Origin of the sequence: Chelatococcus reniformis, from assembly GCF_014640075.1 — a bacterium.
In the GTDB taxonomy this organism is placed as follows: Bacteria; Pseudomonadota; Alphaproteobacteria; order Rhizobiales; family Beijerinckiaceae; genus Camelimonas; species Camelimonas reniformis.
The window spans coordinates 143,754-170,196 of sequence record NZ_BMGG01000006.1 but is presented as its reverse complement, the minus strand read 5'-3'; the positions used below and the strand labels follow the sequence as shown (position 1 = coordinate 170,196).

The following is a 26,443-nucleotide window of genomic DNA, read 5'->3' as shown; positions in this document are numbered from 1 at the left end:
TCATCCCTGCAAGATGGGCGCGGCGCCGGCCCACGACCGGCGCCGCGCGTGTCAGTACTCGACGACGGCGCGAATCGACTTGCCGTCGTGCATCAGGTCGAAGCCCTCGTTGATCCGGTCGAGGCTGAGCTTGTGGGTGATCAGATCGTCGATGTTGATCTTCCCCTCCATGTACCAGTCGACGATCTTGGGCACGTCGGTGCGGCCTCTGGCGCCGCCGAAGGCGGTGCCCTTCCAGACACGGCCGGTGACCAGCTGGAAGGGGCGGGTGGCGATCTCGCGCCCGGCCTCGGCGACGCCGATGATGATCGATTCGCCCCAGCCGCGATGGCAGCATTCCAGCGCCTGACGCATGACCTCGACATTGCCGGTGGCGTCGAAGGAGAAGTCGGCGCCCCCGCCGGTCAGGTCGACGATCGCCTGGACCACCTTGTCGCCGCCGATCTCCTTGGGGTTGATGAAATCGGTCATGCCGAAGCGCTCGGCCATGGCGCGCTTGGCCGGGTTGACATCGACGCCGATGATCTTGTCGGCGCCGACCATGCGCGCGCCCTGCACGACGTTGAGGCCGATACCGCCCAGGCCGAAGACCACGATGTTGGCGCCGGGCCAGACCTTGGCGGTGTAGATCACGGCGCCGATGCCGGTGGTCACGCCACAGCCGATGTAGCAGACCTTGTCGAACGGCGCGTCCTTGCGGATCTTGGCGAGGGCGATCTCGGGCAGCACCGTGTAGTTGGAAAAGGTGGAGCAGCCCATGTAGTGCAGCACCGGGTCGCCGTCGCAGGAGAAGCGGCTGGTGCCGTCAGGCATCACGCCCTTGCCCTGGGTGGCGCGGATCGACGTGCACAGGTTGGAGCGCCGCGACAGGCAGGTCTTACACTGGCGGCATTCGGGCGTGTAGAGCGGGATGACGTGGTCGCCGGGCGTCAGGCCGGTGACGCCCGGCCCGACGTCGACGACGATGCCGGCACCCTCGTGGCCGAGGATGGCGGGAAACAGGCCCTCCGGATCGGCGCCAGAGAGCGTGTAGGCGTCGGTGTGGCAGATGCCCGTCGCCTTGATCTCCACCAGCACCTCGCCAGCGCGTGGGCCGTTGAGCTCCACATCCATGACCTCCAAGGGCTTTCCGGCGGCGATCGCGACGGCGGCGCGCGTTTTCATGGGAACGTCTCCAGCGGTTGGGAGCGGGATGGGAACGGCAGGCTAGGGCATTCGGCGTTTCTTCGAACCGCGAAATGCTCTATCTGTTTGATTTGACGCGTTTTCTTCACGCGAACCGGCGTCCACTTCGCTCGAAAACGCTCTAGAGTAGCATCCCCGAACGTGGCCATCGGCCTTCTCAGGATCATGCGCGAAACAAAGCCTGGCGGAGGTTGGCAGCGCCCCGGACAAATCATCCCGCCCCAGCTCCGATTGCAAGTCCGCAGGCCACGGGCCGTCACGTCTCCGGCACGTTGGCCTTCAGCTCGGCCAGCCAGACATGGGCGTTGCCGTCCGACGGGGCGCGCCAGTCGCCGCGCGGCGACAACGAACCGCCGGAGGAGATCTTAGGCCCGTTCGGCAGCGCCGAGCGCTTGAACTGGCTGATGGTGAAGAAGCGGAACAGGAACACCTCGAGCCACCGCCGGATTTCCGCCAGCCCATAGGCCTTGCGGTCCCTGTCGGCGATGTTCGCCGGCCAGCGGCCGCGGCCGGCGTCGCCCCAGGCGTTGAGCGCCATGAAGGCGATCTTCGACGGCACATAGCCGTAGCGCGTGACATAGAACAGATTGAAGTCCTGGAGTGCATAAGGCCCGATCTTCGCCTCGGTCGATTGGATCGCACCCGTGGCGTCGGCCGGCACCAGCTCCGGCGAAATCTCCGTCGCCAGGATGGCCTCCAGGATCTTGCCGGTCTCGGCGCTGACATCGCCGGAGCGGGCCACGAAGCGGATCAGGTGCTGGATCAGCGTCTTGGAGACCGACGCGTTGACGTTGTAGTGGGACATCTGATCGCCCACGCCGTAGGTGCACCAGCCGAGCCCGAGCTCGGACAGATCCCCCGTGCCGACGACGATCCCGTGGTGGTGGTTGGCGAGGCGGAACAGGTAGTCGGTGCGCAGCCCCGCCTGCACGTTCTCGAAGGTGACGTCGTAGACGGGCTCGCCGCGGCCGAACGGATGGTCCATATCCCCGAGCATCTGGCGCGCGGCCGGACGGATATCGATCTCGCCGGCGGTGACGCCGAGCGACGCCATCAGTGCCAGCGCATTGGCCTTGGTGCCGGGCGACGTGGCGAAGCCGGGCAGCGTGTAGGCCAGCACGTTGGTGCGCGGCAGCTTGAGGCCGTCCATGACGCGCACGCAGACGAGCAGGGCGTGGGTGGAATCGAGGCCGCCCGAGACGCCGATCACCACCTTCTCGGTGCCGCTTGCCTTGAGGCGTGTCGCCAGGCCCTGCACTTGGATGTTGTAGGCCTCGTAACAATCTTCGCTGAGCCGGCTCGGATCGGACGGCACGTAAGGATAGCGCTCGATGTCGCGCGCCAGCGGCACGTCGTGCGCCGGCTGGTCGAGCGTGAAGGCGACCGTCTCAAACCGCGCCACGCGGTCGGCCTCGGCCCGGATGGCCTCGCCGAAGCTGGTCAGGCGCAGGCGCTCCTGGCGAAGGCGGTCGAGGTCGATATCCGCGGTGATCAGTACGGGCTCGTCCGGGAAACGCTCGCTCTCCGCCAGACGGTCGCCGTACTCGAAGATCGCCGCGTGACCGTCCCAGGCGAGGTCGGTGGTCGATTCGCCGGGGCCGGCGGCGGAATAGACATAGGCGGCCACGGCCCGCGCCGACTGGCTGGCGCAGAGCAGCCGCCGCGTCTCGGCCTTGCCGATGGTGATGTTGCTGGCCGAGAGGTTGATCAGCACCTCCGCCCCCGCCAACGCGGCGAAGCCGGACGGCGGCACCGGCGTCCACACGTCCTCGCAGATCTCCACGTGGAAGGTCACCGGCAGGGTGCCGGCCGAGCGGAACAGCAGGTCGACGCCGAACGGCGCGTCGCGGCCGGCGACGGTGATCGTCTCGCCCAGCACCTGGGTGCCCGGCGTGAAGTAGCGCGCCTCGTAGAATTCGCGATAATTGGGCAGGTAGGACTTGGGCACGACGCCCACGATGCGGCCGGCATGCACCACGACGGCGGTGTTGTAGAGCCGGCCGCGCCAGCGTAGCGGCGCGCCGACGATCAGCACCGGAAAGAGCGTCCGGGAGGCCTCGACGAGCTCATCGAGGGCCTGCTCGACGCGGTCGAGCAGCGGCTTTTGCAGCAGGAGGTCGTCGATGGCGTAGCCGGAGATGCCGAGTTCCGGAAAGACCAGGGCGCCGACCGAGGCGGCATCGCCGCGGCGCGCCAGCGCCAGCGTCTGCGCCAGGTTGAAGGCGGGATCGGCGATCCCGGTCTTCGGTACGCAGGCCCCCAGACGGAAGAAGCCGTGGGTATAGAGCGAATGAAAGCCGCCCATGGGCCAGCATGCCTTTCTCGTCTGCCGGGGCGCGCTATCCATGCACGCGGGGACCGCCGGCCCTGTCGCGCCACCGCTTCAAAAATGCGCGTCAATCAACACTTACTTATGTAAGGGGCGCGGGCCAAGCGCCAGCGGCGACGCGGAAAGGGAAGATATGGCAACGGCATCCGCGGGTTACCATCTGTTCGATACCGCGATCGGCCAGTGCGGCCTCGCCTGGGGCGCGGCGGGCCTGACGCGTGTCGCGCTGCCGGAGCACAGCGAGGCTGCAAGCCGCGCGCGCCTCCTGCGCCAGCACCCGGATATCGAGCAGCAGGAGCCGCCGCCCGCAGTCGCCGCCGTCGTCGCCGATATCGTCGCGCTGCTCGCCGGCGAGGCGAAGGATCTGGCGCACGCCGTGCTCGACCTTGCCGGCGTCCCCGACTTCAACGCCCGCGTCTACGCGACGACGCGCGCCATCCGACCGGGTGAGACGCTGACCTACGGCGAGGTCGCGGCCCGCATTGGCGAACCCGCGGCGGCCCAGGCGGTAGGCCGGGCGCTCGGCGCAAATCCTTTCCCGATCGTGGTGCCCTGCCATCGCGTGCTGGCGCGGGGCGGCAAAGCTCATGGCTTCTCCGCGCATGGCGGCATCGCGACCAAGGCGCGGATGCTGGCCATCGAAGGCGCGCCCATCGACGGCGGCCCCAATCTCTTCGGGGACTTGCCCTACGCCGCCAAGCCGAAGCCCGATGGCGAGCAGCGGCGCGGTTAGAGCATTTTCGAGCGAAGTGGGCGCCGATTCGCGTGAAGAAAATGCGATAAGACAAATAAGTAGAGCATTTCCGCGATTAGGAGAAACGCGGAGATGCTCTCTCCCGGCGCACCCTCAGCGCCGCGAGAGGAGGAAGAGCAGCGCCGCGACGGTGAGCGTCAGCGCGAGCGATAGGAGCTTCCAGAACAGCAGGGGATTGCGCTGCGCCAGGGGCCGCGGCGGCGTCGCTCTGGGATGGCGCAGGTCGTAGACGAATTCGGACAAGTGGGCGTAGCGCTTGTGCGGATCGGGATGCACGGCCTGCCGGAGCGTTTCGTCGATCCAGGCCGGGGTCTCCCGGTCCTCGTCGAAAGCGGTTGCGTACCTCAGCCTCCGTTGCTGGGACCTCGTCCTGGCGGTTGCCATCGCCGTCCCATAGGGCAGGCGGCCGGTCAGCATCTGGTAGGTGATGACGCCCAGCGAATAGATGTCGGAGCGGGGGGAGCCCGCCTCGCCGATAAAATACTCCGGTGCGGCGTATTGGTGCGTGCCCTGGATGTCGGTCGCCTCGACCGAGGGGGCCGTCTCCACCACCCCCGCCACATGGACGGAGCCGAAGTCGATGATCTTGGCCGTGCCGGTCTTGTCGATCATGACGTTGGCCGGCCGCAGGTCCTGGTGCAGCATTTCCTTGCGGTGAAAGGCGCGCAGGCCCGCGGCGATCTGCTCGACGATGGCGCGCACCGTCGCCAGGTCGGGCCTGGGATGATCGATCATCCATTGCGCCAGGGTCTGCCCGTCGATGAATTCCGTCACGACGTAGAGGGCGCTGCGCTCGCGGGCCGGCGGACGGGGCTTCAGCACGTGCGGGCTGTCGATCCGCCGCGCCACCCATTCCTCCATGGCGAAGCGCTTCAGGTAGGCGGGATCGTCGCGCAGGTCGATCGATGGAATCTTGATGGCGACGAGCGCCTCGTCGTCGGGATCGACGGCCAGATAGATATGGCTACGGCTGCTGGCGTGCAGCGGTCGCACGATCCTGTAGCCGTCGATGAGCTGTCGCGCCTCGAGCAGCGGCGGCGCCGGCAGTCCCGCGGCCGGCCCCAGAATGTCCTGTGCATCGTCGTCCGGCAGATCGTCGATCCGGATGATCTGAACAGTCAGATTGTCGGGGCTGCCGCTGTCGTAGGCCTCCGCCAGGATGTCCCGGGCCGCGCCGTCCAGATCGTCCGCCGCGGCCGCCACGACCTCGATTATGCGACGGGCGCCGACGTGCTCGTAGACCCCATCGGTCGCCGCGATGAAGATGTCGCCCCGGCCGAGTGGCAACGCCTGGTAGTCGATCTCGATCTGCGGGTTCATCCCCAGCGCGCGCGCCAGGTAGGTCTGCTCGGACGAGATGCGAACACGGTGGTCGGTGGTGAGTTGCTCGAGGGATTGGTCACTCACCCGGTAGATGCGGGCGTCGCCGACGTGGAAGAGATGCGCCGTGGCCGACTTCAGCACCATGACGCTGAAGGTGCAGACGTAGCCCTTGTCCTTATCGTAGGGGTGGGGGCCGCGCCGCGTCTGCGCATGGAGCCAGGAGTTCGTCGCTGCAATCACGCGCTGCGCGGACGTCTTCACTGCCCACGAGTCGGAGGTGCAGTAATAGTCGCTCAGAAAGCTCCGGACCGCCGCCTCGCTGGCGATCCGGCCGACGCTGCTGCTGCTGATGCCGTCGGCGAGGGCGACGGCAATGCCCTTCAGGCTCAGCAGCGGCTCGTCCGGGACCAAGACCCCGTGGCAGTCCTGGTTGATCTCCTTGCGGCCCTTGTCGGAAGACTGGCCGATCGTGACCGTCAGCTTGCGCGACAAGGGCGGCATGGACGGGGGCCTCATGGCGATGAGGCCCGGCGCCTCAACGCACGTCGGCGAGCGCGCGCTTGGGCGCGGTGCGAACGTGGGTCGCGTAAAGTGTCAGGCCGGTGAAGGCGAGGCCGCCGACCAGGTTGCCGAGCACTGTCGGGATCTCGTTCCAGATCAGATAGTCCATGATCGAGAATTTCGCGCCCAACATAAGTCCTGACGGAAAGAGAAACATATTCACGATTGAATGCTCGAAGGTCATGGCGAAGAACAACATGATCGGCATCCACATGGCGATGACCTTGCCGCTGACGCTCGTCGAGATCATGGCGCCGACCACGCCGGTCGAGACCATCCAGTTACACAGCATGCCACGGATGAACAGAGTCAGCATGCCCGCGGCGCCGTGCTCGGCATAGCCCAGCGTGCGGCTCTCGCCGATATGGCCGATGACCACGCCGACCTTGTCGGGCGGGGTCGAGAAGCCGAAGGTGACCACGATGGCCATCATCACGGCGACGGTGAATGCGCCGAGGAAGTTGCCGATGAAGACCAGGCCCCAATTGCGCAGCACGCCGCCGACGGTGACTCCGGGCCGCTTGTCGATCAGCGCCAGCGGCGTCAGCACGAAGACCCCGGTCAGAAGATCGAAGCCCAGCAGGTACAGCATGCAGAAGCCGACCGGGAACAGGATGGCGCCGACGATTGGGATGCCGGTCTGCACGTTCACCGTGACCGCAAACGCGGCGGCGAGCGCGAGAATGGCGCCGGCCATAAAGGCGCGGATGACGGTGTCGCGCGTGGACATGAAGATCTTGGATTCGCCCGCGTCCACCATCTTGGTGACGAATTCCGAAGGCGCGAGATAGGCCATGGCGGCTTCCTCTTTGGCACGGCTGTGCGGTCGGGCATCGAGGCGTCGGCGGCTCCCCGGCGTCGCCGCCGCGCCTCCATCGGGGCTTTTGGGCCGCCGTCGGAGCGCACGGATCGGCCTCGCCGCCCGCAGACGGTCGCGCTTCACGCGTGGGATGGGATGATGGAGACCCGAGCCGTCGCCGCTTCGTTGCGCGATCAGGCCTCGGAGGAAGAACTGCCTCGGTGCAGTCGCTCAACTCTTAGCAAATCGTACGTCGCGGACAATCCGGGGACTTGCCTGCATTTGCGCGCTTTGCTGCCGAGAAAGTGGCCATCATGGGTATTTATTGCGCAAACCGCAGAGAGAGCCTGTCGATTGAGCCTAAGTTCTGGTCGACAGGCCGACCGCACGCCAGACGTAGATGGCGCCGAGCAGCAGCAGCGCGCTCGTGCCCAGGAACACCGTGCGCATGCCGATGTGGCCGCCGATGAAGCCGCCCACCAGGGGGCCGGCGACCTGTCCGACGAATTGCGCCGAGATCGAGAAGCCGAGGACGGTGCCGACGATGCGGTCCGGAACGTTGTGGCGGATCACGGCCGCAACGCAGGGGAGTAGGCCGCCGAGCGCCAGCCCCATGCAGAAGCGCAACGCAATCAATTGCCAGCCGGTCGTGACGAACGCCTGCGGGACGAGCAGCAGGGCCGCGACGCCCATGGCCAGGATGATCACGCCCGCATGGCCGATGCGGTCGGCCAGCCGGCCGAGCGGCGAGGCCGACAGGATGCTCCCGAGCGCGGCCGCGGACATGACGAGGCCGGCGACGAAGGTCACGCTCTGCGGGTTGTCGACGATCGTCGCCACGTAGACGGTGATGATGGGCTCGATCGACATGTTGGCGAAGGTGAGCAGCAGCCCCGTCGCCAGCATGGCGAAGACGACATCCTTTCGCGGCAGATCCGTCCACCGGCCGCGGGGCCCGGCCGTGCGCGCTTGAGCCTGCCGCGGGGCTTCCTTGAGCAGGATGCAGGTCGCCAGGAAGGCGACGAAGATCATGGTGCCGGAGAGGATGAAGGTGGCGCGGATGCCGATGAGGGGAGGCAGCGAGCCGCCGATCAGCGGTCCGATCAGGTTGCCGGCCATGATCCCCGACGAGAGCACGCCGAGGGCCCAGGCCGAGCGCTCCCGGGGCGTCTGCTCCGCAACCAGGATCATGGAGCCGGACGAATAGCCGCCCGCCAGACCGACGATCAGCCGCAGGCCGACGAGCTCCCAGATGTTGCGGGAGAAGCCGATGAGCGACATGGTGATGGCCATGCCGAGGCTCGCCCGCACGAGCATGGGCTTGCGCCCGTAGCGATCGCCGAGACGGCCCCACAGCGGCGCCACGACCGCGGCGGACAGGAACGTGGCGCTGAAGGCGATGCCCGACCATTGCACGATGGCGCTATGGCCGCTCACGCCGAGTTCCTCCACGTAGAGCGGCAGGAAGGGCAGCATCAGCGTCATCGCGACGATGGTGGTGAACGAGCCGAAGAAGCATACGGCGAGGTTGCGGCGCCAGTGCGCCGCGTGATCGGGGGCCGCGTCTGCGGCGCCTGCGTCGAGATCCGTCGTGCCATCGGCCATGGATCGATCTACGCGTGCACTGCTATAGGGGGCAATAACCCTGGACGCAGATCCGCCGCGCTAATGGATCGATGGGCAGGAGAGCCATGCTGAAGACGTTCGCGGTCGCGCCCCTGATGGACTGGACCGACCGCCATTGCCGCTACTTTCACCGGTTGTTGTCCCGGCGAGCGCGGCTCTACACGGAAATGATCACCGCCGCGGCCGTCGTCCACGGCGATCGGCAGCGGCTGCTCGGCTTCAGCGCCGAGGAGCACCCCGTGGCCGTCCAACTCGGCGGCAACGATCCCGCACAGCTGGCGCAGGCGGCCCGCATCTGCGCCGATTTCGGCTACGACGAGGTCAACCTCAACGTCGGCTGTCCCTCCGATCGCGTCCAGGGTGGGGCGTTCGGCGCCTGCCTGATGCGCGAGCCCGAGGTCGTCGCCCGCTGCGTCGCCGCGATGAAGGCTTCGGTGGCAGTGCCGGTCACGGTGAAATGCCGCATCGGCGTCGACGATCAGGACCCGGAGGCGGCACTCGACGAGCTCACCCGCCGCGTTGTGGAGGCCGGCGTGGACGGTCTGATCGTCCATGCCCGCAAGGCCTGGCTGAAGGGGCTGAGCCCACGGGAGAACCGGGAGATTCCGCCGCTCGACTACGACCGGGTGTATCGCCTGCGGCAGGCTTGGCCGACGTTGCCGCTTCTCGTCAACGGCGGCATCACCACGTTCGCCCAGATCGAGACGCACCTCGCCCACACGGATGGTGTGATGCTCGGCCGCGCCGCCTATCAGAACCCCGAGCTGCTGCTCCAGGTCGACCCCGTGATTTGCGGCGAGCCCGCGCCCGTCGCCGGTCCGATCGAGGCCATCGAGCGGCTGCTGCCCTATATCGAGGCGCAGCGCGCCGGCGGGGTGCGACTGCATCAGATCACCCGGCACCTGCTCGGTCTGTTTCCCGGCCGGCCCGGCGCGCGCGCCTTCCGCCGGCATCTGGCGACGCGGGCGACCGCGCCGGACGCCGGCCCGCAGGTGCTGATGGAGGCCGTCGCGCTGGTCGCGCGCGAGGGTCAGTTGGCGCAGGCCGCCGCCTGAGCTATCGGGCTTCCATACGACACAGGAGGGAGGTCGCCCGATGCCGGCAGACGCAGCATCCGATAGGAAACCGTTCGATCCGTTGAGCCGGCCGCTGGTGCCGCTGCGCGGCTTTGATGAACTCGTCGTGGGGGAGCGCTTTCCGGCTCCGGCGCGGACGGTCACGCTCGCTCACTTCTCGGCGTTCCAGGCGCTGAGCGGCGACAATCATCCGATCCACTACGACCGCGACTATTGTCGCGCGACCGGCCATCCCGACGTGCTGGCGCATGGGCTGCAGGTGCTGAGCGCCACAGCGGCCGGCGCCGGCCTGTTTCCGCACGTCATCGGCCCCAAGCTGATCGGTTTCGTCGAGGTTCAGGCCAGATTTCTCAAGGGCGTCTTTCCCGACGACACGCTCTATCCGCTGCTGGAGATCGTCGAGCTGGTCCGGCAGCGCACGACCGGGCTTGTGCGCATGCGCGCCACGGTGGAGAACCAGCGCAGCGAGGTCGTGCTGGACGGCATGCACACCTACCTCATGCGCCTCTGACGCGCAGCGATCCGCTGGACCATCGGCTGGGCGACGTGCTCTATCGCGCCGCCTCGGTCCTGGGCGACTTGGGCGCCGCCGGCACGAGACCGCGCATGATCAACCGATCGCGCCGCACCTCGTAGGAGGCGAGGCGGTTGAGAAAGCTCATGCCGAGCAGGTTCTCGAACAGTGTTCCCGGCTTGGCCACGAGCGCCCGCACCCGGCGCTCGACCAGTCCGCCGATCGACAGCCGGTCGATGGTCGCGCCGGCCGCCATGGTACGGCCATTGGCGGTGACGATGACCTCCGAATAGACGAGCTTGGCGGGGTCGATGCCGGCGGCCGCGGCCGTCTCCGGCGTCAGCACCACGGCGCTCGCGCCCGTGTCGAAGATGAAGCGGGCGCCGGTGCCGTTGACCTGGCCCTTGACGATGAACTCCCCGTTCATCCGGCGCGTCACCGAGACCTCGCCGCCTTCGGCCGTTTCGGTGGTGCCCGGCGCCAGTTCGCTGAAAAGGCGGGCGCCGATGCCGGTGACGGTGTCGCGATAGGAATAGAGCGCCACCAGCATCAACAGCATCGCGGCCCAGAAGGCCAGGGCTTCGACTGCCTTGAGCCAGCGCCCGCGATAGTGCGGGACAACGGTGCCGATGACGACCAGGCCGATGGCGGTGAGCGCCGCGACCGAGGCGAACTGGTCGGGACGGAAGCCGGCGATGGACTCCTGCTCGCCGAACAGCACCAGCGCGGCGATGGCGGCGATGATGAGGCCGAGGCCGATCGAGCTGCGCATCACCGTGCCTTCGCGCGCCGTGCCGGCGGCCGATCGACGCCGGTCAGCCGCTCCGGCAGCGCGGCTATGATGGCGCGGCGCTCGGCCTCGGCCATCGTCGACCAGCGGGCGATCTCGTCGAGCGTGCGGCCGCAGCCTCGGCACAGCCGGCTGTCCGGCTCGATCGCACAGACTTTGATGCAGGGGGTGGATATGTTCATCGGCGGTGTCCGGCCTGGAGTGGGACGTGGCGGTCGAACCGGCGCCGTCAAACGTGCGCTTGGCCATCAATGTCGGCATCGCGGCGGCGCGATCAAGATGGCGCCGGCCGGGAAACGGTGGGCCCGGGGCCGGGCTCGCCGTCGGTGCGGCCGTCGCCCGCGACGGTCTCCGCCCACGCCGTTGCCCAGGCGCTGAGCGGTGCCAACGCGCCTGCCAATGCCGCCCCCGTGCCGGTGAGACGATAGCCGCCGTTCAACTCGACGAGAGCGGCGCCGCGCATCTCGCGCAGACGTACGTTGAGTGTCGCCGGCGGCAATTCTGTTGCCTGCCGCAGGGCCCGAAAGCTCGTGGCGGAGCCGTCCCGCAGCTCCCAGAGCAGCCGGAGCGCGCCGCGACGGCCGAGCAGATCGAGCGCCGCCATGATCGGCCGTCCGCTGGACGAGCCGCGAACCGGCCGGCCCGGCATGATCTTGCGGCGCTCGGCGGCGCTGTCTGTTGTCATTCGCTTCCTTCCGCACCGTCGCGATCGCCTCGTCATAGCAGACCGGTGCGGCATTGACCTGCCGCATGAGTGCGCTACAAAAATTGTAGCGAATCCGCTGCTATGGATCCACCCTGCAAGGAAACTGCTCATGGATGCTGTCGTACCGCATATGGCTCCGCGCATCGCACCGGCCACGCCGCCCTGGAGCGAGGCGGTCGGCCGGGCTTTGGCGCCGGTGACGCAGCCCGGTCGCGAGCCGCTGCTTCTGTTCCGGGTCTTGGCGCGCGACGAGCGCCTGTTCGCACGCTTCTTCGGCGCCGGCCTGCTCGACCGGGGGCACCTCACCCTGCGCCAGCGCGAGATCGTCATCCACCGGATCTGCGCCTTGAACCGGGCCGAGTATGAGTGGGGCGTGCACGCGGCGATCTTCGGCGAGCGAGCAGGCTTGGGCCCGCAGGAGCTTGCCGCCACGATCCACGGCGACGCGGCGAGCCCCTGCTGGACGGCGGATGAGGCCCTGCTGATCGAGCTCTGCGACGAGAGCAGCCGCGCGGCGGCGGTCTCGCCGGACCTGTGGAGGCGGCTCGAGACGCGCTTCGGCGAACTCGCGGTGCTGGAGCTGCTGATGCTGTGCGGCTTCTACCGGACGGTGTCGCTGCTGGTGAACGGCCTTGCCCTGCCGTGCGAGAGCTGGGGCCGGCGGTTTGCGGAGTTTCCGCCGGCCTGAGCCGGGCGGGCGGGCCGCCCGAGGGCGTGGCGCTTCACCCCTTTGGCAGCCAGGTCTATAGCTGTGCGACGACTCGATCGGCGGCGGCGTCCGCCGCGCCCAGCTCCGTTCGCCCAGGGACCCGATGCCCGCAACCTTCACCGGACTGCCCTTCGACGACGTCCGTCGTCTGATCGAGGACCTGCCAGGGCCCGACCTGCATGCGGTCGAGGAGGTGCGCGCACGGGACGGGCGGTTGACCAAGCCGCCCGGTTCGCTGGGCCGCCTGGAGAGCATCGTCGAGTGGCTCGCGGCTTGGCAGGGGCGGGGGCAGCCCGCCGTCAACCGCCCGGTCGTCTGCGTCTTCGCGGGGAACCACGGCGTCGTCGAACAGGGCGTGTCGGCGTATCCGCAGGCGGTGACGCAGCAGATGCTGGAGAATTTCGCGGCCGGCGGCGCCGCCATCAACCAGATCTGTGCTGCCTACGATCTCGGCTTCAAGGTCTTCGATCTGGCGCTGGATCTGCCGACGGGGGACATCACGCAGACCGCCGCGCTCGACGAGAAGGCCTGCGTCGCGACCATGGCCTTCGGCATGGAGGCGATCGCCGGCGGGGCGGACCTGCTCTGCCTCGGCGAGATGGGGATCGGCAACACCACGGTCGCCGCCGCGATCTACGGCGCGCTCTACGGCGGCGACCCGGTCCACTGGGTCGGGCGCGGGACGGGGGTCGACGATGCCGGCCTTGCCCGCAAGGTCGCTGCGGTCGAGGCCGCGCTCGTGACCCACCGCGACCACCTGAAGGACCCCCTCGAGGTGCTGCGCCGGCTCGGCGGCCGGGAAGTCGCCGCCGCCGCCGGCGCCATTCTTGCCGCGCGCATGCAGCGCATCCCGGTGATCCTGGACGGCTACGTGATCACCGCGGCCGCCGCCGTGCTGCATGCGCTCGATGCCGACCTCATCGGCCATTGCCTGGCCGGCCATTGCTCGGTGGAGGGCGCGCACCGGGAGGTGCTGGAACGGCTTGGCAAGAAGCCGGTGCTCGATCTGGGAATGCGGCTCGGGGAGGGGACGGGTGCGGCTCTGGCTGCGGGAATCGTGCGGGCCGCAGCAGCCTGTCACAACGGCATGGCGACGTTCGAGACCGCGGGCGTCGCCTCGCGTGAGCGCAGCACCGGCGGCCCGTGAGGCGCCTGCGCCCCCGCGGTGGGCGGGCGCCCCGACTGCGCCGCTTCAGCCCGGCGGATATTCTGCTGACCGGCGCCCTGTTCGCCGCCTGCGCGGCGCTGGTGGCGGTGCTGCCGCGCCGGTCGCCCGATCCTCCGGTGAGCGGTCGGGCCTACGCCATCGATGGCGATTCCCTGCGGCTGGGGCAGCGGGATATCCGGCTGCTCGGCATCGATGCCCCCGAGCTGCACCAGAGTTGCGATCGCTACGGCGAGAGGTATGAGTGCGGCCGCCTGGCCCGCTCGGAGCTGGCAGCGCTGCTGGCCCGTGGCCCGGCGAACTGCCACGGCGAGGGCTCCGACAAGTATGGGCGGGTCCTTGCCGTCTGCCAGATCGGGGGCGAGGACGTGAATGCCGCGCTGGTGCGCGGCGGCGCCGCGGTGAGCTACGGCCGCTACGAGCATGAAGAGCAGGCGGCCCGGACCGCCAGGCGCGGCATCTGGGCCGGCACCTTCGAAAAGCCCGAAGACTGGCGCCGGCGGCATCCGCGGTCAGGCGCGGACGTGGACGCCCCGCCGTCCGCAGCCCGGTGACCGACGCACACGCTTTACGCGCTTGCGGTGTGCGGTGCCGCACATCGCGCGGCACTGACAGCAGGTAGCTTCATGAGCGTTAGATCTCCCAGACCCCTCATCCTTGGCGCTGCCTTCGGGCAGCGCCTTTTTTCTGAGGCAGGCGCTGTCGCAGATCGCGAGAAAGGTGTTCAATCAAGCGCGAGCTGATCCTTTTCCGCGTTGACCTGACGTCGAGCCGATGGTCCTTCTTGGGCGGAGGAACATGGCATGAAGCTCTTTGACGCGGCGCGCGCACCCAATCCCCGCCGGGTGCACATTTTCCTGGCCGAGAAGCGCGTGGAGATCGAGCGGGTACCCATCGACATCGGCAAGATGGAGCACAAGTCGCCGCGGTTCGGTGCGTTGACCGCCGTGCAACGACTGCCTGCGCTGCAGCTCGACGACGGAACCGTGATCGCGGAATCGACGGCCATCTGTCGCTACATCGAGGAACTGCACCCAGAGCCGGCGCTCTTCGGCCAGGGTGCCAAGGGGCGGGCGCTGGTCGAGATGTGGCATCGGCACGTCGAGTTCTACCTGGCCCAGCCGATCTTCTTCGCCTTCCGCCACGTCCACCCGAGCATGGCGCAGATGGAAGTGCCGCAACTTTCCGACTGGGGCGAAGCCAACAAGACCAAGGCGGCCGACTTCATGGCGGTCCTCGACGGCGAGCTCAAGAACCGGGAGTTCATTGCCGGTGACGACTTCAGTGTTGCCGACATCACCGCGCTGTGTGTCATCGACTTCGGCAAGGTCGCCAAGGTCAGGATGCCGGAGGACCTCGCTCACCTGAAGCGTTGGCACGCCTTGGTCTCGGCGCGGCCCAGCGCCAGCGCGACCTAGCGCATGCTCCAGAGAAGCGGGCCCCGGCTTTTGGACGAGATCATGCTCAAACGAAGTCCGAGAGCGCGATGACGGATCGCCGAAAAATTATGCAGCTCTAAACGCCCGCACGAGCATCCGCATGAGCGACGGCACAGGTGCGAGGGAGTGCTCCGGCGACGGGCGGCGGACGCCGGGATCGCGAGGCCTGGCTGCGTTGCCGGTCGTGAAGCGCGCCCCGCCCTGATGGCGCCCTCGATCGACGGCGGCGCTCGCTTTCCCACCGGCCGCTCGACGTGGCCGCACCGCATTTTTCAGACGGGCCCGTGATATGCGCGTCACCATTCTCGGCTGCGGCGACGCCTTTGGCTCCGGCGGGCGCTTCAACACCTGCTTCCTCGTGGAGACGGGCGGGCGGATGATCGCCGTCGATTTCGGCGCCTCCTCGATGGTCGCGCTGAAGCAGCGGGGCATCGACCCAAACCGCATCGACGCGGTGGTGCTGAGCCACTTGCACGGCGATCACTTCGGCGGTCTGCCGTTCCTGTTTCTCGACAGCCAGTTCGCGTGCGCTCGGCGCACGCCGTTGACCATCATCGGGCCGGTCGGCACGTCCGAGCGGCTGAAGCTGACCATGGAGGCGTTTTTTCCGGGTTCCTCAACCACCGCGTGGCGCTACCCCGTGACGGTGGAGGAGCAGGCCTGCGGGGCGCCGTTTTCGCTCGGAGCACTCGCGATCGAGCGCATCGAGGTCATCCATCCGTCGGGCGCGCCGGCGACGGCCCTGCGCCTTTGGGACGGCAGCAAGCGCTTCGCCTATTCCGGCGACACCACCTGGACCGAGGCGCTGGTGGACGTGGCGCGCGATGCCGACTTGTTCATCTGCGAGTGCTACACGTTCGACGGCAGTCCCCCCTACCACCTCGCGTTCAAGACGATCGACGCCAACCGCGCGCGTCTCGGCGCGCGGACGATCATGCTGACCCACATGGGCGAGGACATGCTCGCCCACCGGCATGTGGCCGCGGCCAAGGGCTATCGTCTCGCCGCCGACGGGCTCGTCATCGCTCTTTAAAGGATGAGCCCAAAAAGTGGGCCCCGGATTTTAGACAAAGTCATGCTCATACAAAGACTTAGAGCGGGACGGTACGCAACGAAAAATCATCCCGCTCCAGAGCATGGCCGCCGATCGCGGCACGGCGCGCCGGACGGTGAGGCTACTTCTCCAGCCTCGCGATCAGGCTGGAGGTATCCCAGCGCTGGCCGCCCATCGCCTGCACCTCGCCGTAGAGCTGATCGACGATGGCGGTGATCGGCAGCGAGGCGCCGTTGCGGCGCGCCTCGTCGAGGCAGATGGCCAGATCCTTGCGCATCCAGTCGACGGCAAAGCCGAAGTCGAACTCGCCCGCTGCCATGGTCGTGAAGCGGTTCTCCATCTGCCAGGATTGAGCGGCACCCTTGGAGATGGTGGCGATGACGGCCTCCACGTCGAGACCCGCCCGCTTGGCGAAGTGGATCCCCTCGGACAGAGCCTGCACCAGCCCGGCGATGCAGATCTGATTGACCATCTTGGTGAGCTGGCCGGAGCCGGCGGGACCCATGAGCCGGCAGGCGCGGGCGTAGCTCATGATCACCGGCTCGGCCTGCTCGTAGTCGGCTCGGGCGCCGCCGCACATCACCGTGAGCACGCCGTTCTGCGCACCGGCCTGGCCGCCCGAAACGGGCGCGTCGATGAAACCGCAGCCGCGTTGCCGCGCCGCGACGTCGAGATCGCGGGCGACGGTGGCCGAGGCCGTCGTGTGGTCGACGAACAGGCTACCCTTGGCCATGCCGGAAAAGGCGCCGTCCGGCCCGACGGTCACCTGCCTCAGGTCGTCGTCGTTGCCGACGCAGGCGAAGATGAGCTCGCAGCCCGCCGCCGCCTCGGCGGGCGTCGGCCGCGCCTGGCCGCCATGCTCGGCGACCCATTGACGAGCTTTGTCGCCGCTGCGGTTGTAGACCGTGACCTCGTGCCCCTTCGCCTTGAGGTGTCCGGCCATGGGATAGCCCATCACGCCCAGCCCGAGGAAAGCGACCTTGGCCATGTCCTGCTCCTGTCCGTTGGCACTGCGGCCCCTCTAGAGGAGTTTCGGCCCGGCGCACACCCCCTTCGGTCCGTAGACGCCCGCGCGAGCAGGCGAATCCTCCATTGACCCCCTCGGACCGGCCGCTCATATCATCCGCAATGATCACCAACGAACATGTCCTCGCCGCTCTCGCCCAGGTCGCCGGTCCCGACGGGACGACGCCGCTGCCGCGGAGCGGCACGCTGTCCGACATCGTGGTGACCAACGGCAAGGTCTATTTCTCGATTGGCATCGATCCGACGCGCGCCGCCGAGTTGGAGCCGATGCGCGCGGCCGCTGAACGGGCGGTCAAGGCCCTCGCGGGGGTGGACGCCGTCGTCGCCACCCTGACCGCCGAGGCGCCGGCCGGGGGCAGGGCTGCGCGAACCGCTCCGGCGCCGGGGCGGCCCGCCCAGGCGCAGCCAGGCCCGCGCGCCACGGCAGCGCGGGCCCGCACGGAAGTGCCGGGCGTCAAGCAGATCATTGCGGTCGCCAGCGGCAAGGGTGGCGTCGGAAAGTCCACCACCGCCTGCAACCTGGCGCTGGCGTTGGCGCGCACCGGCCTCAGCGTCGGCGTGCTGGACGCGGATGTCTATGGCCCGTCCATGCCCCGGCTCTTCGGCATCTCCAGCAAGCCCGAGCTGGGCGATGACCGCATGCTGCGTCCGCCCGAGCGGTTCGGCCTCAAGGTCATGTCGATCGGGTTCCTGGTGGAGGACGAGGCGGCGATCATCTGGCGCGGTCCGATGGTGATGTCCGCCCTCCAGCAGCTGCTGCGCGAAGTGGCCTGGGGGGCGCTCGACGTGCTGGTCGTCGACATGCCCCCGGGCACGGGCGACGCGCAGCTCACCATGGCGCAGAACGTGCCGCTCGCCGGTGCGGTCATCGTTTCGACGCCCCAGGATCTCGCGCTGATCGATGCCCGACGCGGCATTGCCATGTTCCGCAAGGTGGACGTGCCGGTGCTCGGCATCGTCGAAAACATGTCGACTTTCATCTGCCCCGCCTGCGGCACCAGGTCCGATATCTTCGGCCATGGCGGCGCTCGCCACGAGGCGGAGCGCATCGGTGTGCCGTTCCTGGGAGAGGTGCCGCTGCACATCCGCATCCGTGAACTGTCGGACAGCGGCGAGCCGGTGGTCGTCGCCGACCCCGATGGCCCCCATGCCAGAGCCTACGATGCCATCGCTCATCAGGTCGCGTCGGCGCTGGCTGGCGAGGCCGCCGGACGCCGGGCGCCGCCACGGATCGTTATCGAGTAGGCGAGCGGCGAACGTTGCCGCGCGGGGCTTTCGCCCAGCACCTCTTTGAACGAAGGTTTAGCATCGTTTCGATGTGTTTTCTGTTGCGCGGGGCCGCCTGCGCTGGTTCTCTCGCGCCAATGAGCAGGCGCCCCGGGGGTGCGCCTTGAAGGGGAGGATCGAGAGCATGAAGCGCCGCCAATTTCTGCAGACCGCCGGCGTCGGCGCCGTTGCGGCGGCTGTCGCATCGCCGGCGGTCGCACAATCCGCGCCGGAGGTGCGTTGGCGCTGCACGTCGAGCTTTCCGAAGTCGCTCGACACGATCTTTGGCGCCAGCGAGGTGTTCGCCAAGGCCGTCTCGGACATGACGGACGGCAAATTCCAGATCCAGGTGTTTGCGGCGGGTGAGATCGTGCCGGGTCTGCAGGCGCTCGATGCCGTGCAGAACAACACCGTCGAAATGTGCCATAGCGCCTCGTATTATTACGTCGGCAAGGACCCGACCTTTGCGCTTGGGACTGCTATACCGTTCGGCCTCAATTCGCGCATGATGAATGCGTGGTTCTATGCGGCCGGCGGCCTCGATTTGATGAACGAATTCTACAAGAAGTACAACGTGCTGATGCTGCCGGGCGGCAACACCGGCACGCAGATGGGCGGCTGGTTCCGCAAGGAGATCAAGTCGGTCGGCGATCTGTCGGGCCTGAAGATGCGCATCGCCGGCATCGCCGGCCAGATCCTGTCCAAGCTCGGCGTGGTGCCGCAGCAGATCGCCGGCGGCGACATCTATCCCGCCCTCGAGAAGGGGACGATCGACGCCGCCGAATGGGTCGGGCCCTACGACGACGAGAAGCTCGGCTTTGCCAAGGTCGCACAGTACTATTACTATCCGGGCTGGTGGGAAGGCTGTGCTGCCCTCAATCTCTTCATCAACCAGGACAAGTGGAACGGCCTGCCGAAGCCCTACCAGGCCGCGGTACACGCCGCCTCCGCGCTCATGAACACCGAGATGCAGGCGAGCTACGATGCCAAGAACCCCGGCGCCATCAAGCGGCTGGTGGCGAGCGGCGCGCAGCTCAAGGCCTTCCCGCAGGACGTCATGGAAGCGTGCTACAAGACGGCCAATGAGTATTACGACGAGATTTCCGGCAAGAATCCAGATTTCAAGAAAATTTACGACGTCGTCAAAGCCTTCCGCAACGACGAGTATCTGTGGTGGCAGGTTGCCGAGTATACCTACGACAACTTCATGATCCGCGCGCGCGCGCGCGGCTAGAGCATGGCCCCAAGAGGGCGCGCCGCCGTTCGATAAGCTCATGCTCAAATAGAGACTTGGAGCGGAATGATCGAGCTAGAGATCATTCCGCTCTCAAGCAGTTGGCATGGCTCTGCGTCCGGAATTGCGTTGGAATGAGAAGAAGAGTTTGGCGAACCCGGTTTCGCCCGACATGCTCCGCTCTAGCGTCAGCCGCCGGTGGTGCTCATGTGGCGGCTGGCCACCCCCTGGGAGCGGCGTCGCTCGATGATGAAATCGTGCCCCTTGGGCTTGCGGGCGATTGCCGTTTCGACGGCGCGCTCGAGAAGTTCGTTGCCTTCGGAGGCGCGTAGCGGCGCCCGCAGGTCGACCGCGTCCTCCTGACCGAGGCACATGTACAAAGTGCCGGTACAGGTGACGCGTACCCGGTTGCAGCTCTCGCAGAAGTTGTGGGTGAGCGGCGTGATGAAGCCGAGCCGTCCGCCGGTCTCTTCCACCCGCACGTAGCGCGCCGGTCCGCCCGTGTTGTCGGGCAGATCGGTCAGCGTGAAGCGCTGCTCGAGGCGGCCGCGGACGTCGCCGAGCGACAGGAACTGATCGATGCGCATCGGCTCGATCTCGCCGAGCGGCATCACCTCGATCAGCGTCAGATCGAAGCCGCGCCAGTGGGCGAAGCGCAGCAAGGTCTCGATCTCGTCCTCGTTGACGCCTTTCAGCGCCACCGCATTGATCTTGACCCGGATGCCGGCATCGTCGGCCGCGTCGATTCCGGCGAGAACCCGGTCGAGGTCTCCCCATCGCGTAATGGCTCGAAAGCGGTCCGGATCGAGCGTGTCGAGGGAGACGTTGATGCGCCGTACACCGCAATCGGCGAGCTCGGCTGCGTATTTCTCGAGCTGCGTGCCGTTGGTCGTCAGCGTCAGTTCGCGAAGAAGGCCCGAATCGAGATGCCGGCTGAGTGACCGGAAGAGGCCCATGATGCCGCGGCGCACCAGCGGTTCGCCCCCGGTGATGCGCAGCTTGCTCACGCCCCGCTCCACGAACGCGCTACACAGCCGATCCAATTCCTCCAGGGTCAGCAAGTCGCGCTTGGGGAGGAACGTCATCTCCTCGGCCATGCAATAGACGCAGCGCAGATCGCAGCGGTCGGTCACCGACACGCGCAGATAGCTGACCGCGCGCCCGAACGGATCGACGAGCGGAGGGGACTGGCCGTGGACATTGAAGCCGATGGGAGTCAGGTCGGACGTCTTCAACCGCATCTCCTCGGCCGCGCCATATCGGCGGCGGCGTTGTAGCGATTATATCGTGAGCGCTCGCGGTGCGGTCAACCTATACGGACGGTGGGTCCGCCTGACCGCGTCGCGCGCTCCGCCCCACCGACGAACCGCAGGGAGTTTCACCGCAATGTCCGCACAGCCTGCCGATGTCTGGCCGAGCGAGCTGCGTTTGTCCTCCGACAAGCGTCAGCTGACCGTCAGCTTCGAGGATGGGGCCCGGTTCGAGCTGGGCGCTGAATACCTGCGCGTGATGAGTCCGTCCGCCGAGGTGCAGGGGCACGGCCCTCGAGACAAGCGCATCCAGGCGGGAAAGATCCACGTGGCCGTGGCCGCGCTCGAGCCGGTCGGCCGCTACGCCGTGCGCATCGTCTTCGACGACGGTCACGACACCGGCCTCTACACATGGCGCTATTTGCATGAGCTCGGGACGACCTATGACGTCGCCTGGCCGCGCTACATTGCAGAGCTGGCGCATCACGGCCTGTCGCGGCACCCCTGAGGCACTGCCGGGCCCGCCCACGAAAAAGGCCGGCGGAGCCGGCCTTGATCTGTCTCGATTCCGGCCGGTGCGGCGATCAGCGCTGCACGACCACCGGGGCGCCGACCGAGACGCGCGCGTAGAGGTCGATCACGTCGTCGTTGATCATGCGGATGCATCCCGACGAAACCGCCTGGCCGATGGTCTCGGGCTCGTTCGAACCATGGATACGGTAAAGGGTGCTGCCCAGGTAGAGGGCGCGCGCGCCGAGCGGGTTCTCGGGGCCACCCGGCATGAAGCGCGGCAGGTCGGGACGGCGCTTCAGCATCTGCGCCGGCGGCGTCCAGGACGGCCATTCGCGCTTCATCGTGACGCGCTGCGCACCACCCCAGGTGAAGCCCTCCCGGCCGACCCCGACGCCGTAGCGGATGGCGCGGCCGCCTGGGAGGACGTAGTAGAGGCGCCGCTCGGAGGTGGAAACGACGATGGTGCCCGGCTTGTGGGGCCCGCCGTAGGTGACCAGCTCGCGGGGAACCGCCGTCGCTTGCGGGCGATAGCCGGAAGGGTTGTAGTTCAGCGGCTGCCGCGTCAGCGGGTCGATCTCGACCCGGGCGGCTTCGGCGCTCGGCGCCCAAGTCGCCAAGCCCACAAAAATGCCCACCACCGTGAGAGTTAAGCGACGCATTATTGCCTCGTAAGATGCCGTCAATCGCGCGAAGCGCATCGCCCGATCGACTCGGACCGGCGCCTCGGCTGTGTTCGCGAGCCAAAATGGTCAACAACGGATGCGAACGCAATTCAATCGATCGACCTGCGCGCGGATCGTCGGCGGTCGTGACCAGCACGCAACACTGGGCCTTTCCCTGGCTGCGGCGCAGATCCGTGCGCGCAGGGCGGCGATCGTCCTTGACCTTCGAGGCGCACTTACATATGAAGTGCGCCTTCCCGGCGAGCGCGTGATCGCTTCGGCCGTGGGCGGTTAGCTCAGCGGGAGAGCACACGCTTCACACGCGTGGGGTCACAGGTTCAATCCCTGTACCGCCCACCATCCCCCCGGTCTGCACCCCTCTGCATCATCCGGCTGGAACTGGCTCCAGCGGTCGAGCCGCCGCAAGCCCGTGCCGGTTCATGGCAGCCGCGACCGCGGCGGGGGTCAGCGAGCGCAGGTTTGGGAAGTCGCCGCGAATGTCCTCCAGCTGTAGACGCCTGAGCCCCTCGGGTACGGACAGCTCGTGTTCCGCCTGGCCGTCTGCGCCCAGCCGCCACGTGAGCAGGCCGGGAACGTGCTCGCCGCCATAGTCGTGGTGGGTGAGGAACGAGGTGGCCGGTGCCCAGACATGCTTGGCAGCCGCGAGCGTGCGCACCCGGTACTGGTGCACATGGCCGCAGCTGACGAGGCGCACCGCAGGGTGCGCGAGCAGCCCGGCGAGCCAGCGGCGCGCCTCGCCCGGCACGGCATGGTCGGGCTCGTCGTCCCCGTCGACGGTCTCCACGTACAGCGGCTTGTGCAGGAACACGGCGATGAAGCGCCCGTCGGCCGGAATGACCGCCTCGGCCCAGGCGCGCTGAGCCGTCTCGTCGGGGAGGCCGCTCGCCATGAGCTGGGTATTGAGGCCGACGATGCGCCAGGCGCCCTGGTCGCGATACCAATAGTCGGGGCCGACCAGGCGGCGATAACGCTCCAGCCGTACGGCATCGATGGCCTGGTCGTGGTCGGGCCGGCACTCGCCGATGTCGTGGTTGCCGGGCACGCAAAGCGGCTCCAACGGCCGCAGCTCGGCCATGGCGTGGGTCAGGTCGGCCTCCCAATCGGCACCGTTGATCGTCAGGTCGCCGCTGATCACGATCAGATCCGCCTCTGCCCGCTGAGCATCACGGGCCGCGGCCCGCCAGTTGGCGAGAAAGAAGGGACGGCTCGGACTGAGGTGCAGGTCGGTCAGTTGGATGACGGTGAGCGATCCCTCGGGCATCCCGGCCTCCGCGCTTCGCTACGATATCCATCGCAGCCCGCACAATGCGCGGCCTGCGCAACAGATCGGTGACGGTCGGGCGAGGGGGGCGGAGGGCCTTGGGGGACGGTGTCAGATCTCGGGCAGCTTCAACCATTGCGCCACGGCGTTCAGGATCAGGTTGACGGCGACGGCGGAGAGGATGAGCCCCATGATCCGGCGCAGCAGGTTGGCACCGCCGGTCCCGATCAGACGGGAGATCGGGCCGCCCAGCGCAAATGTGACGAGCAGCACCAGCATGGTGACCGCGAGCACGGCGATGGTCTCGAACTGGTGTGTGAGCGATGCGCGGTTGTTGTCCATCAGCACGATCATGGTGAGGATCGCGCCGGGCCCGGCAATGATCGGCATGGCCAGCGGATAGACGGCGATGTCGACGACAGAGGCGGTGTCCGCCGCGGGCCCCTGGCGCTCGCCATCCGCCGGCGGCTTGGCCGGGGGCGCGATCGCCTCGGCGTGGCTCTTGTCGCCCAGCACCATCTGGATGGCGAACAGCAGCAGGATGATGCCGCCGGCGATCTGGAACGACAGCAGCGATACACCCATGCCGTGCAGCAGATATTGGCCGCCGAAGCCGAACACGACGAGAATTGCGAAGGCCATGGCGACCGACAGCAGCGCCGCCGAGCGCCGCTGCCGGGCGTCCAGGCTCTGGGTCGCGCCCAGGAAGAGCGTGAGGTGACCGATCGGGTCGAGCACCGCCCACAGCGTGATGAATTGGGTGATAAGGAGGTCCTGGTCGGTGATCACGCCCGCTCTGCTCCCGTCGTCGGCACAACGACGGGAGCTTGTGGCCGGCGGTGCCGACGATGGCAACGCGGCGTAGGCGTGGTCAGGACAGGACCTTCCGCAGGCCTCACTTCACCAGCGGACAGTTGCCGTCCTTCAGCGGCCGGAAAGCCTGGTCGCCGGGCACCTCCGCGAGCACCTTGTAGAGGTCCCAGTCCCCCTTCGATTCCTCGGGCTTCTTCACCTCGAGCAGCAGCATGCTGTGCACCATGCGGCCGTCCTCGCGCAGCACGCCGTTGTCGGTGAACATGTCCTTGATCGGGGTCGCGCGCATCTTGTCCATCACCGCCTTGGCGTCCTTGGTGCCGGACGCCTTGACCGCGTTGAGGTAGTGCAGCGTCGCGCTGTAGTTGGCCGCCTGGTTCATGGTCGGCATGCGCTTGGTGCGCTCGTAGAAGCGTTTGCCGAAGGCGCGCGTCTTGTCGTCCTTGTCCCAGTAGAAGGCTTCGGTGACGACGAGGCCCTGGGCGGTCTTCAGGCCGAGGCTGTGCACGTCCGAGATGAACATGACCATAGCCGCGAGCTTCTGGCCGCCAGCGACGATCCCGAACTCGGCGGCCTGCTTGATCGAATTGATGGTGTCGGCACCGCCGTTGGCGAGGCCGATGATCTTCGCCTTCGAAGCCTGTGCCTGCAGCAGGAAGGAGGAGAAATCCTGGGTATTGAGGGGGGCCTTGGCGCTTCCCAGCACCCGGCCGCCGTTGGCCTTGACGACGTCGGCGGTATCGCGCTCGACCGAATGGCCGAAGATATAGTCGGCGGTGATGAAGAACCAGCTGTCACCGCCCTGCTTGACGATGGCGCTGCCGACGGTGTGGGCATTGGCGTAGGTGTCGTAGGTCCAATGGGCGGTAAAGGGCGAGCAGCGCTTGCCGGTGATGTCCGAGCTTGCCGCCTCGGTGACGATGACGATCTTTTGCCGGTCCTTCGACAGTTCCATCACAGCGAGCGCGATGGCCGAGGTCGGCAGGTCGATGATCATGTCGACGCCGTCGGAATCGTACCACTGGCGCGCGATGGCGGAGGCCGTGTCCGGCTTGTTGAGGCTGTCGGCGCTGATCATCTCGATGCGCCGGCCGAGCACTTCGCCGCCGAAATCCTCGATGGCCATCTTCACCGCCTCGATGGCCCCGGTCCCGCCGATGTCGGAGTAGACCGAGGACAGGTCGGCCAGTACGCCGATCTTGACGGGCGCTTGCGATCCTTGGGGGGCCTGGGCGAAGCCGGGCGAGGTACAGACAAAGGTCACGGCGGCCGCGGCCGACGCGAGAGCAACGCTCCAACGACGCATGTTTCCTCCGGAAGCTGTTATTCCTTATTCCGTGCCTTATCTTGGCAGTTCCGCGGGCGCCGAACAACCACCGGCCGACGTCCAACTGGGCGGCGACCAGGCCTTCCGGCGCGTGTCGCGCCGGGCAGCGCGCGCCAGCCCGCAAATCGCCGGGCTAAGGCGGCTGCGGCGCGGATCCGATCCGATGGGCTCATCGGACCGGACCATGCTCGGGCCGGCGGCTCAGCGGCCCTGGAAGTCCGGCGGCCGCTTTTCCATGAACGAGCGCACGCCCTCCTGGAAATCCTGCGTGCGCATCAGCGGCAGCAGCTGCAGGAAGACGTGGTGGACGTGCTCGTTGAAGGGCTCGTTCAGACCCATGCGCATCATGCGCTTGGCCGCCTGCACCGCGAGCGGCGCATTGCCGGCGATCTCGGTGGCGAGCGCGCGGGCGCGGGCGGCAAGCGCCTCGTCGTCGACCACCTCCGATGCCAGGCCGGCGGCGAGTGCCTCGTCGGCGCTCAACGTGCGGCCGGTCAGGATCAGCTCGGCCGCCTTGGACCAGCCGAGCAGACGCGGCAGATACCAGGTGCCGCCCGATTCCGGCACGACACCGCGCTTGCAGAACGCGACCGCCAGCTTGGCCGAGCGCGCCAGCAGCCTGATGTCGGCGCCGAGCGTCAGGTCGAAGCCGTAGCCGGCCGCGCCGCCGTTGACGGCACAGACGATGGGCTTGTCCATGGCGTGCATGACGGTGGGCGGCGTGTTGCGCAGGTCGAGGTTCGTGGGCGAGGAGGCGCTGGACAAGAGCGAGTCGCCGCTGCGCTCGGCCTTGAGATCGAGGCCCGCGCAGAAGGCGCGGCCGCGACCGGTCAGGACTACGCAGCGTACGTCGGCGTTCTGGTTCGCCTCGACCAGCCGCTGCGTCAGCTCGTTCAGCATCGGGCCGGAGATGGTGTTCATGCGCTGCGGCGCGTTGAGCGTGATCGTTGCGATGTGATCGGCGACCTCGTAGAGCACGTCGTTCGCCGTGTTGTCGTTGATGGTCGGTTGCGGCGCCGGCTCGGCCATGGTCGCGTCTC

26 protein-coding genes and 1 tRNA gene are annotated in these 26,443 nt (G+C 67.7%); 12 read left to right on the top strand and 15 right to left on the bottom strand.

Going from position 1 to position 26,443, the window contains the following annotated elements; genetic code table 11:
* Window positions 1-51 precede the first annotated feature (51 nt).
* On the bottom strand, window positions 52-1,164 hold the full coding sequence (locus tag IEW34_RS17175) for an S-(hydroxymethyl)glutathione dehydrogenase/class III alcohol dehydrogenase (RefSeq protein WP_188610446.1): 1,113 nt from the start codon (window positions 1,162-1,164) through the stop codon (window positions 52-54).
* Between the two features lie 277 nt (window positions 1,165-1,441).
* On the bottom strand, window positions 1,442-3,490 hold the full coding sequence (locus IEW34_RS17170; protein ID WP_188610445.1) for an NAD(+) synthase: 2,049 nt from the start codon (window positions 3,488-3,490) through the stop codon (window positions 1,442-1,444).
* Window positions 3,491-3,647: 157 nt separating this feature from the next.
* Here IEW34_RS17170 and IEW34_RS17165 point away from each other — a divergent pair, with 157 nt between their 5' ends.
* On the top strand, window positions 3,648-4,247 hold the full coding sequence (locus IEW34_RS17165; RefSeq protein ID WP_188610444.1) for a methylated-DNA--[protein]-cysteine S-methyltransferase: 600 nt from the start codon (window positions 3,648-3,650) through the stop codon (window positions 4,245-4,247).
* A 114-nt stretch (window positions 4,248-4,361) separates the two neighbouring features.
* On the opposite strand, the gene IEW34_RS17160 is transcribed toward IEW34_RS17165, so the two are convergent.
* From IEW34_RS17160 to IEW34_RS17150, 3 genes are all read right to left on the bottom strand, one after another.
* Entirely contained in the window at window positions 4,362-6,092 is a 1,731-nt protein-coding gene (locus IEW34_RS17160) for a bifunctional protein-serine/threonine kinase/phosphatase (protein WP_188610443.1), read from the bottom strand.
* A 34-nt stretch (window positions 6,093-6,126) separates the two neighbouring features.
* A complete protein-coding gene (locus IEW34_RS17155) occupies window positions 6,127-6,948 on the bottom strand; it encodes a formate/nitrite transporter family protein (protein WP_188610442.1) in 822 nt (273 codons plus the stop codon).
* A 363-nt stretch (window positions 6,949-7,311) separates the two neighbouring features.
* Window positions 7,312-8,556 carry a multidrug efflux MFS transporter gene (locus IEW34_RS17150; RefSeq protein WP_188610441.1) on the bottom strand — a complete coding sequence of 415 codons (1,245 nt, stop codon included), beginning with the start codon at window positions 8,554-8,556 and terminating at the stop codon, window positions 7,312-7,314.
* An 86-nt stretch (window positions 8,557-8,642) separates the two neighbouring features.
* Between IEW34_RS17150 and dusA the strand changes: the two genes are divergently transcribed.
* Window positions 8,643-9,632, top strand: coding sequence for a tRNA dihydrouridine(20/20a) synthase DusA (dusA, locus tag IEW34_RS17145; protein WP_188610440.1), 990 nt, complete (start codon window positions 8,643-8,645; stop codon window positions 9,630-9,632).
* A 40-nt stretch (window positions 9,633-9,672) separates the two neighbouring features.
* A complete protein-coding gene (locus IEW34_RS17140; protein ID WP_188610439.1) occupies window positions 9,673-10,164 on the top strand; it encodes a MaoC family dehydratase in 492 nt (163 codons plus the stop codon).
* 40 nt (window positions 10,165-10,204) lie between these two features.
* Here IEW34_RS17140 and IEW34_RS17135 read toward each other — a convergent pair whose 3' ends face one another.
* The 3 genes from IEW34_RS17135 to IEW34_RS17125 form a co-directional block, all read right to left on the bottom strand.
* A complete protein-coding gene (locus IEW34_RS17135) occupies window positions 10,205-10,939 on the bottom strand; it encodes a retropepsin-like aspartic protease family protein (RefSeq protein ID WP_188610438.1) in 735 nt (244 codons plus the stop codon).
* Entirely contained in the window at window positions 10,939-11,139 is a 201-nt protein-coding gene (locus tag IEW34_RS17130) for a DUF1289 domain-containing protein (protein WP_188610437.1), read from the bottom strand. Before IEW34_RS17130 ends, IEW34_RS17135 begins: the two co-directional genes overlap by 1 nt.
* Before the next feature lie 92 nt (window positions 11,140-11,231).
* Window positions 11,232-11,642 (bottom strand): transcriptional regulator, encoded by a 411-nt coding sequence (locus IEW34_RS17125; RefSeq protein WP_210324523.1) that lies wholly within the window; start codon window positions 11,640-11,642, stop codon window positions 11,232-11,234.
* A 130-nt stretch (window positions 11,643-11,772) separates the two neighbouring features.
* Here IEW34_RS17125 and IEW34_RS17120 point away from each other — a divergent pair, with 130 nt between their 5' ends.
* The 5 genes from IEW34_RS17120 to IEW34_RS17100 all read left to right on the top strand — a co-directional run bounded on the left by IEW34_RS17120 (window position 11,773) and on the right by IEW34_RS17100 (window position 16,009).
* The gene (locus IEW34_RS17120; protein ID WP_210324522.1) at window positions 11,773-12,351 is read left to right on the top strand and encodes a carboxymuconolactone decarboxylase family protein; all 579 of its coding nucleotides are present in this window, start codon (window positions 11,773-11,775) and stop codon (window positions 12,349-12,351) included.
* Window positions 12,352-12,475: 124 nt separating this feature from the next.
* Window positions 12,476-13,519, top strand: a complete 1,044-nt coding sequence (cobT, locus tag IEW34_RS17115; RefSeq protein WP_188610436.1) for a nicotinate-nucleotide--dimethylbenzimidazole phosphoribosyltransferase — start codon at window positions 12,476-12,478, stop codon at window positions 13,517-13,519.
* The gene (locus tag IEW34_RS17110; protein ID WP_188610435.1) at window positions 13,516-14,091 is read left to right on the top strand and encodes a thermonuclease family protein; all 576 of its coding nucleotides are present in this window, start codon (window positions 13,516-13,518) and stop codon (window positions 14,089-14,091) included. The genes cobT and IEW34_RS17110 overlap by 4 nt, the downstream gene beginning before the upstream one ends.
* Window positions 14,092-14,340: 249 nt before the next feature.
* Window positions 14,341-14,955 (top strand): glutathione S-transferase family protein, encoded by a 615-nt coding sequence (locus IEW34_RS17105; RefSeq protein WP_188610434.1) that lies wholly within the window; start codon window positions 14,341-14,343, stop codon window positions 14,953-14,955.
* A 310-nt stretch (window positions 14,956-15,265) separates the two neighbouring features.
* On the top strand, window positions 15,266-16,009 hold the full coding sequence (locus tag IEW34_RS17100) for an MBL fold metallo-hydrolase (protein ID WP_188610433.1): 744 nt from the start codon (window positions 15,266-15,268) through the stop codon (window positions 16,007-16,009).
* 142 nt (window positions 16,010-16,151) lie between these two features.
* On the opposite strand, the gene IEW34_RS17095 is transcribed toward IEW34_RS17100, so the two are convergent.
* Entirely contained in the window at window positions 16,152-17,018 is an 867-nt protein-coding gene (locus IEW34_RS17095; protein WP_188610432.1) for an NAD(P)-dependent oxidoreductase, read from the bottom strand.
* A 140-nt stretch (window positions 17,019-17,158) separates the two neighbouring features.
* Here IEW34_RS17095 and apbC point away from each other — a divergent pair, with 140 nt between their 5' ends.
* Complete coding sequence (apbC, locus tag IEW34_RS17090) at window positions 17,159-18,301, top strand: iron-sulfur cluster carrier protein ApbC (protein ID WP_188610431.1); 1,143 nt, start codon at window positions 17,159-17,161, stop codon at window positions 18,299-18,301.
* Window positions 18,302-18,467: 166 nt separating this feature from the next.
* Window positions 18,468-19,556, top strand: a complete 1,089-nt coding sequence (locus IEW34_RS17085; protein WP_188610430.1) for a TRAP transporter substrate-binding protein — start codon at window positions 18,468-18,470, stop codon at window positions 19,554-19,556.
* A 188-nt stretch (window positions 19,557-19,744) separates the two neighbouring features.
* Here the strand turns inward: IEW34_RS17085 and moaA are convergent, their stop codons facing one another.
* Window positions 19,745-20,797 (bottom strand): GTP 3',8-cyclase MoaA, encoded by a 1,053-nt coding sequence (moaA, locus tag IEW34_RS17080; RefSeq protein WP_188610429.1) that lies wholly within the window; start codon window positions 20,795-20,797, stop codon window positions 19,745-19,747.
* 145 nt (window positions 20,798-20,942) lie between these two features.
* Here moaA and IEW34_RS17075 point away from each other — a divergent pair, with 145 nt between their 5' ends.
* Window positions 20,943-21,314, top strand: coding sequence for a gamma-butyrobetaine hydroxylase family protein (locus IEW34_RS17075; protein WP_188610428.1), 372 nt, complete (start codon window positions 20,943-20,945; stop codon window positions 21,312-21,314).
* Between the two features lie 76 nt (window positions 21,315-21,390).
* Here IEW34_RS17075 and IEW34_RS17070 read toward each other — a convergent pair whose 3' ends face one another.
* Window positions 21,391-21,978 carry a L,D-transpeptidase gene (locus IEW34_RS17070; protein ID WP_188610427.1) on the bottom strand — a complete coding sequence of 196 codons (588 nt, stop codon included), beginning with the start codon at window positions 21,976-21,978 and terminating at the stop codon, window positions 21,391-21,393.
* A 288-nt stretch (window positions 21,979-22,266) separates the two neighbouring features.
* On the opposite strand from IEW34_RS17070, the gene IEW34_RS17065 reads away from it, so the two are divergent.
* Window positions 22,267-22,341 (top strand) — tRNA-Val (locus IEW34_RS17065).
* Window positions 22,342-22,366: 25 nt separating this feature from the next.
* Here the strand turns inward: IEW34_RS17065 and IEW34_RS17060 are convergent.
* From IEW34_RS17060 to IEW34_RS17045, 4 genes are all read right to left on the bottom strand, one after another.
* Entirely contained in the window at window positions 22,367-23,263 is an 897-nt protein-coding gene (locus IEW34_RS17060) for a metallophosphoesterase family protein (RefSeq protein ID WP_188610426.1), read from the bottom strand.
* Between the two features lie 111 nt (window positions 23,264-23,374).
* Entirely contained in the window at window positions 23,375-24,052 is a 678-nt protein-coding gene (locus IEW34_RS17055; RefSeq protein WP_188610425.1) for a MarC family protein, read from the bottom strand.
* A 106-nt stretch (window positions 24,053-24,158) separates the two neighbouring features.
* Entirely contained in the window at window positions 24,159-25,382 is a 1,224-nt protein-coding gene (locus IEW34_RS17050; RefSeq protein ID WP_188610424.1) for an ABC transporter substrate-binding protein, read from the bottom strand.
* 222 nt (window positions 25,383-25,604) lie between these two features.
* On the bottom strand, window positions 25,605-26,432 hold the full coding sequence (locus IEW34_RS17045) for an enoyl-CoA hydratase/isomerase family protein (protein ID WP_188610423.1): 828 nt from the start codon (window positions 26,430-26,432) through the stop codon (window positions 25,605-25,607).
* Window positions 26,433-26,443 lie beyond the last annotated feature (11 nt).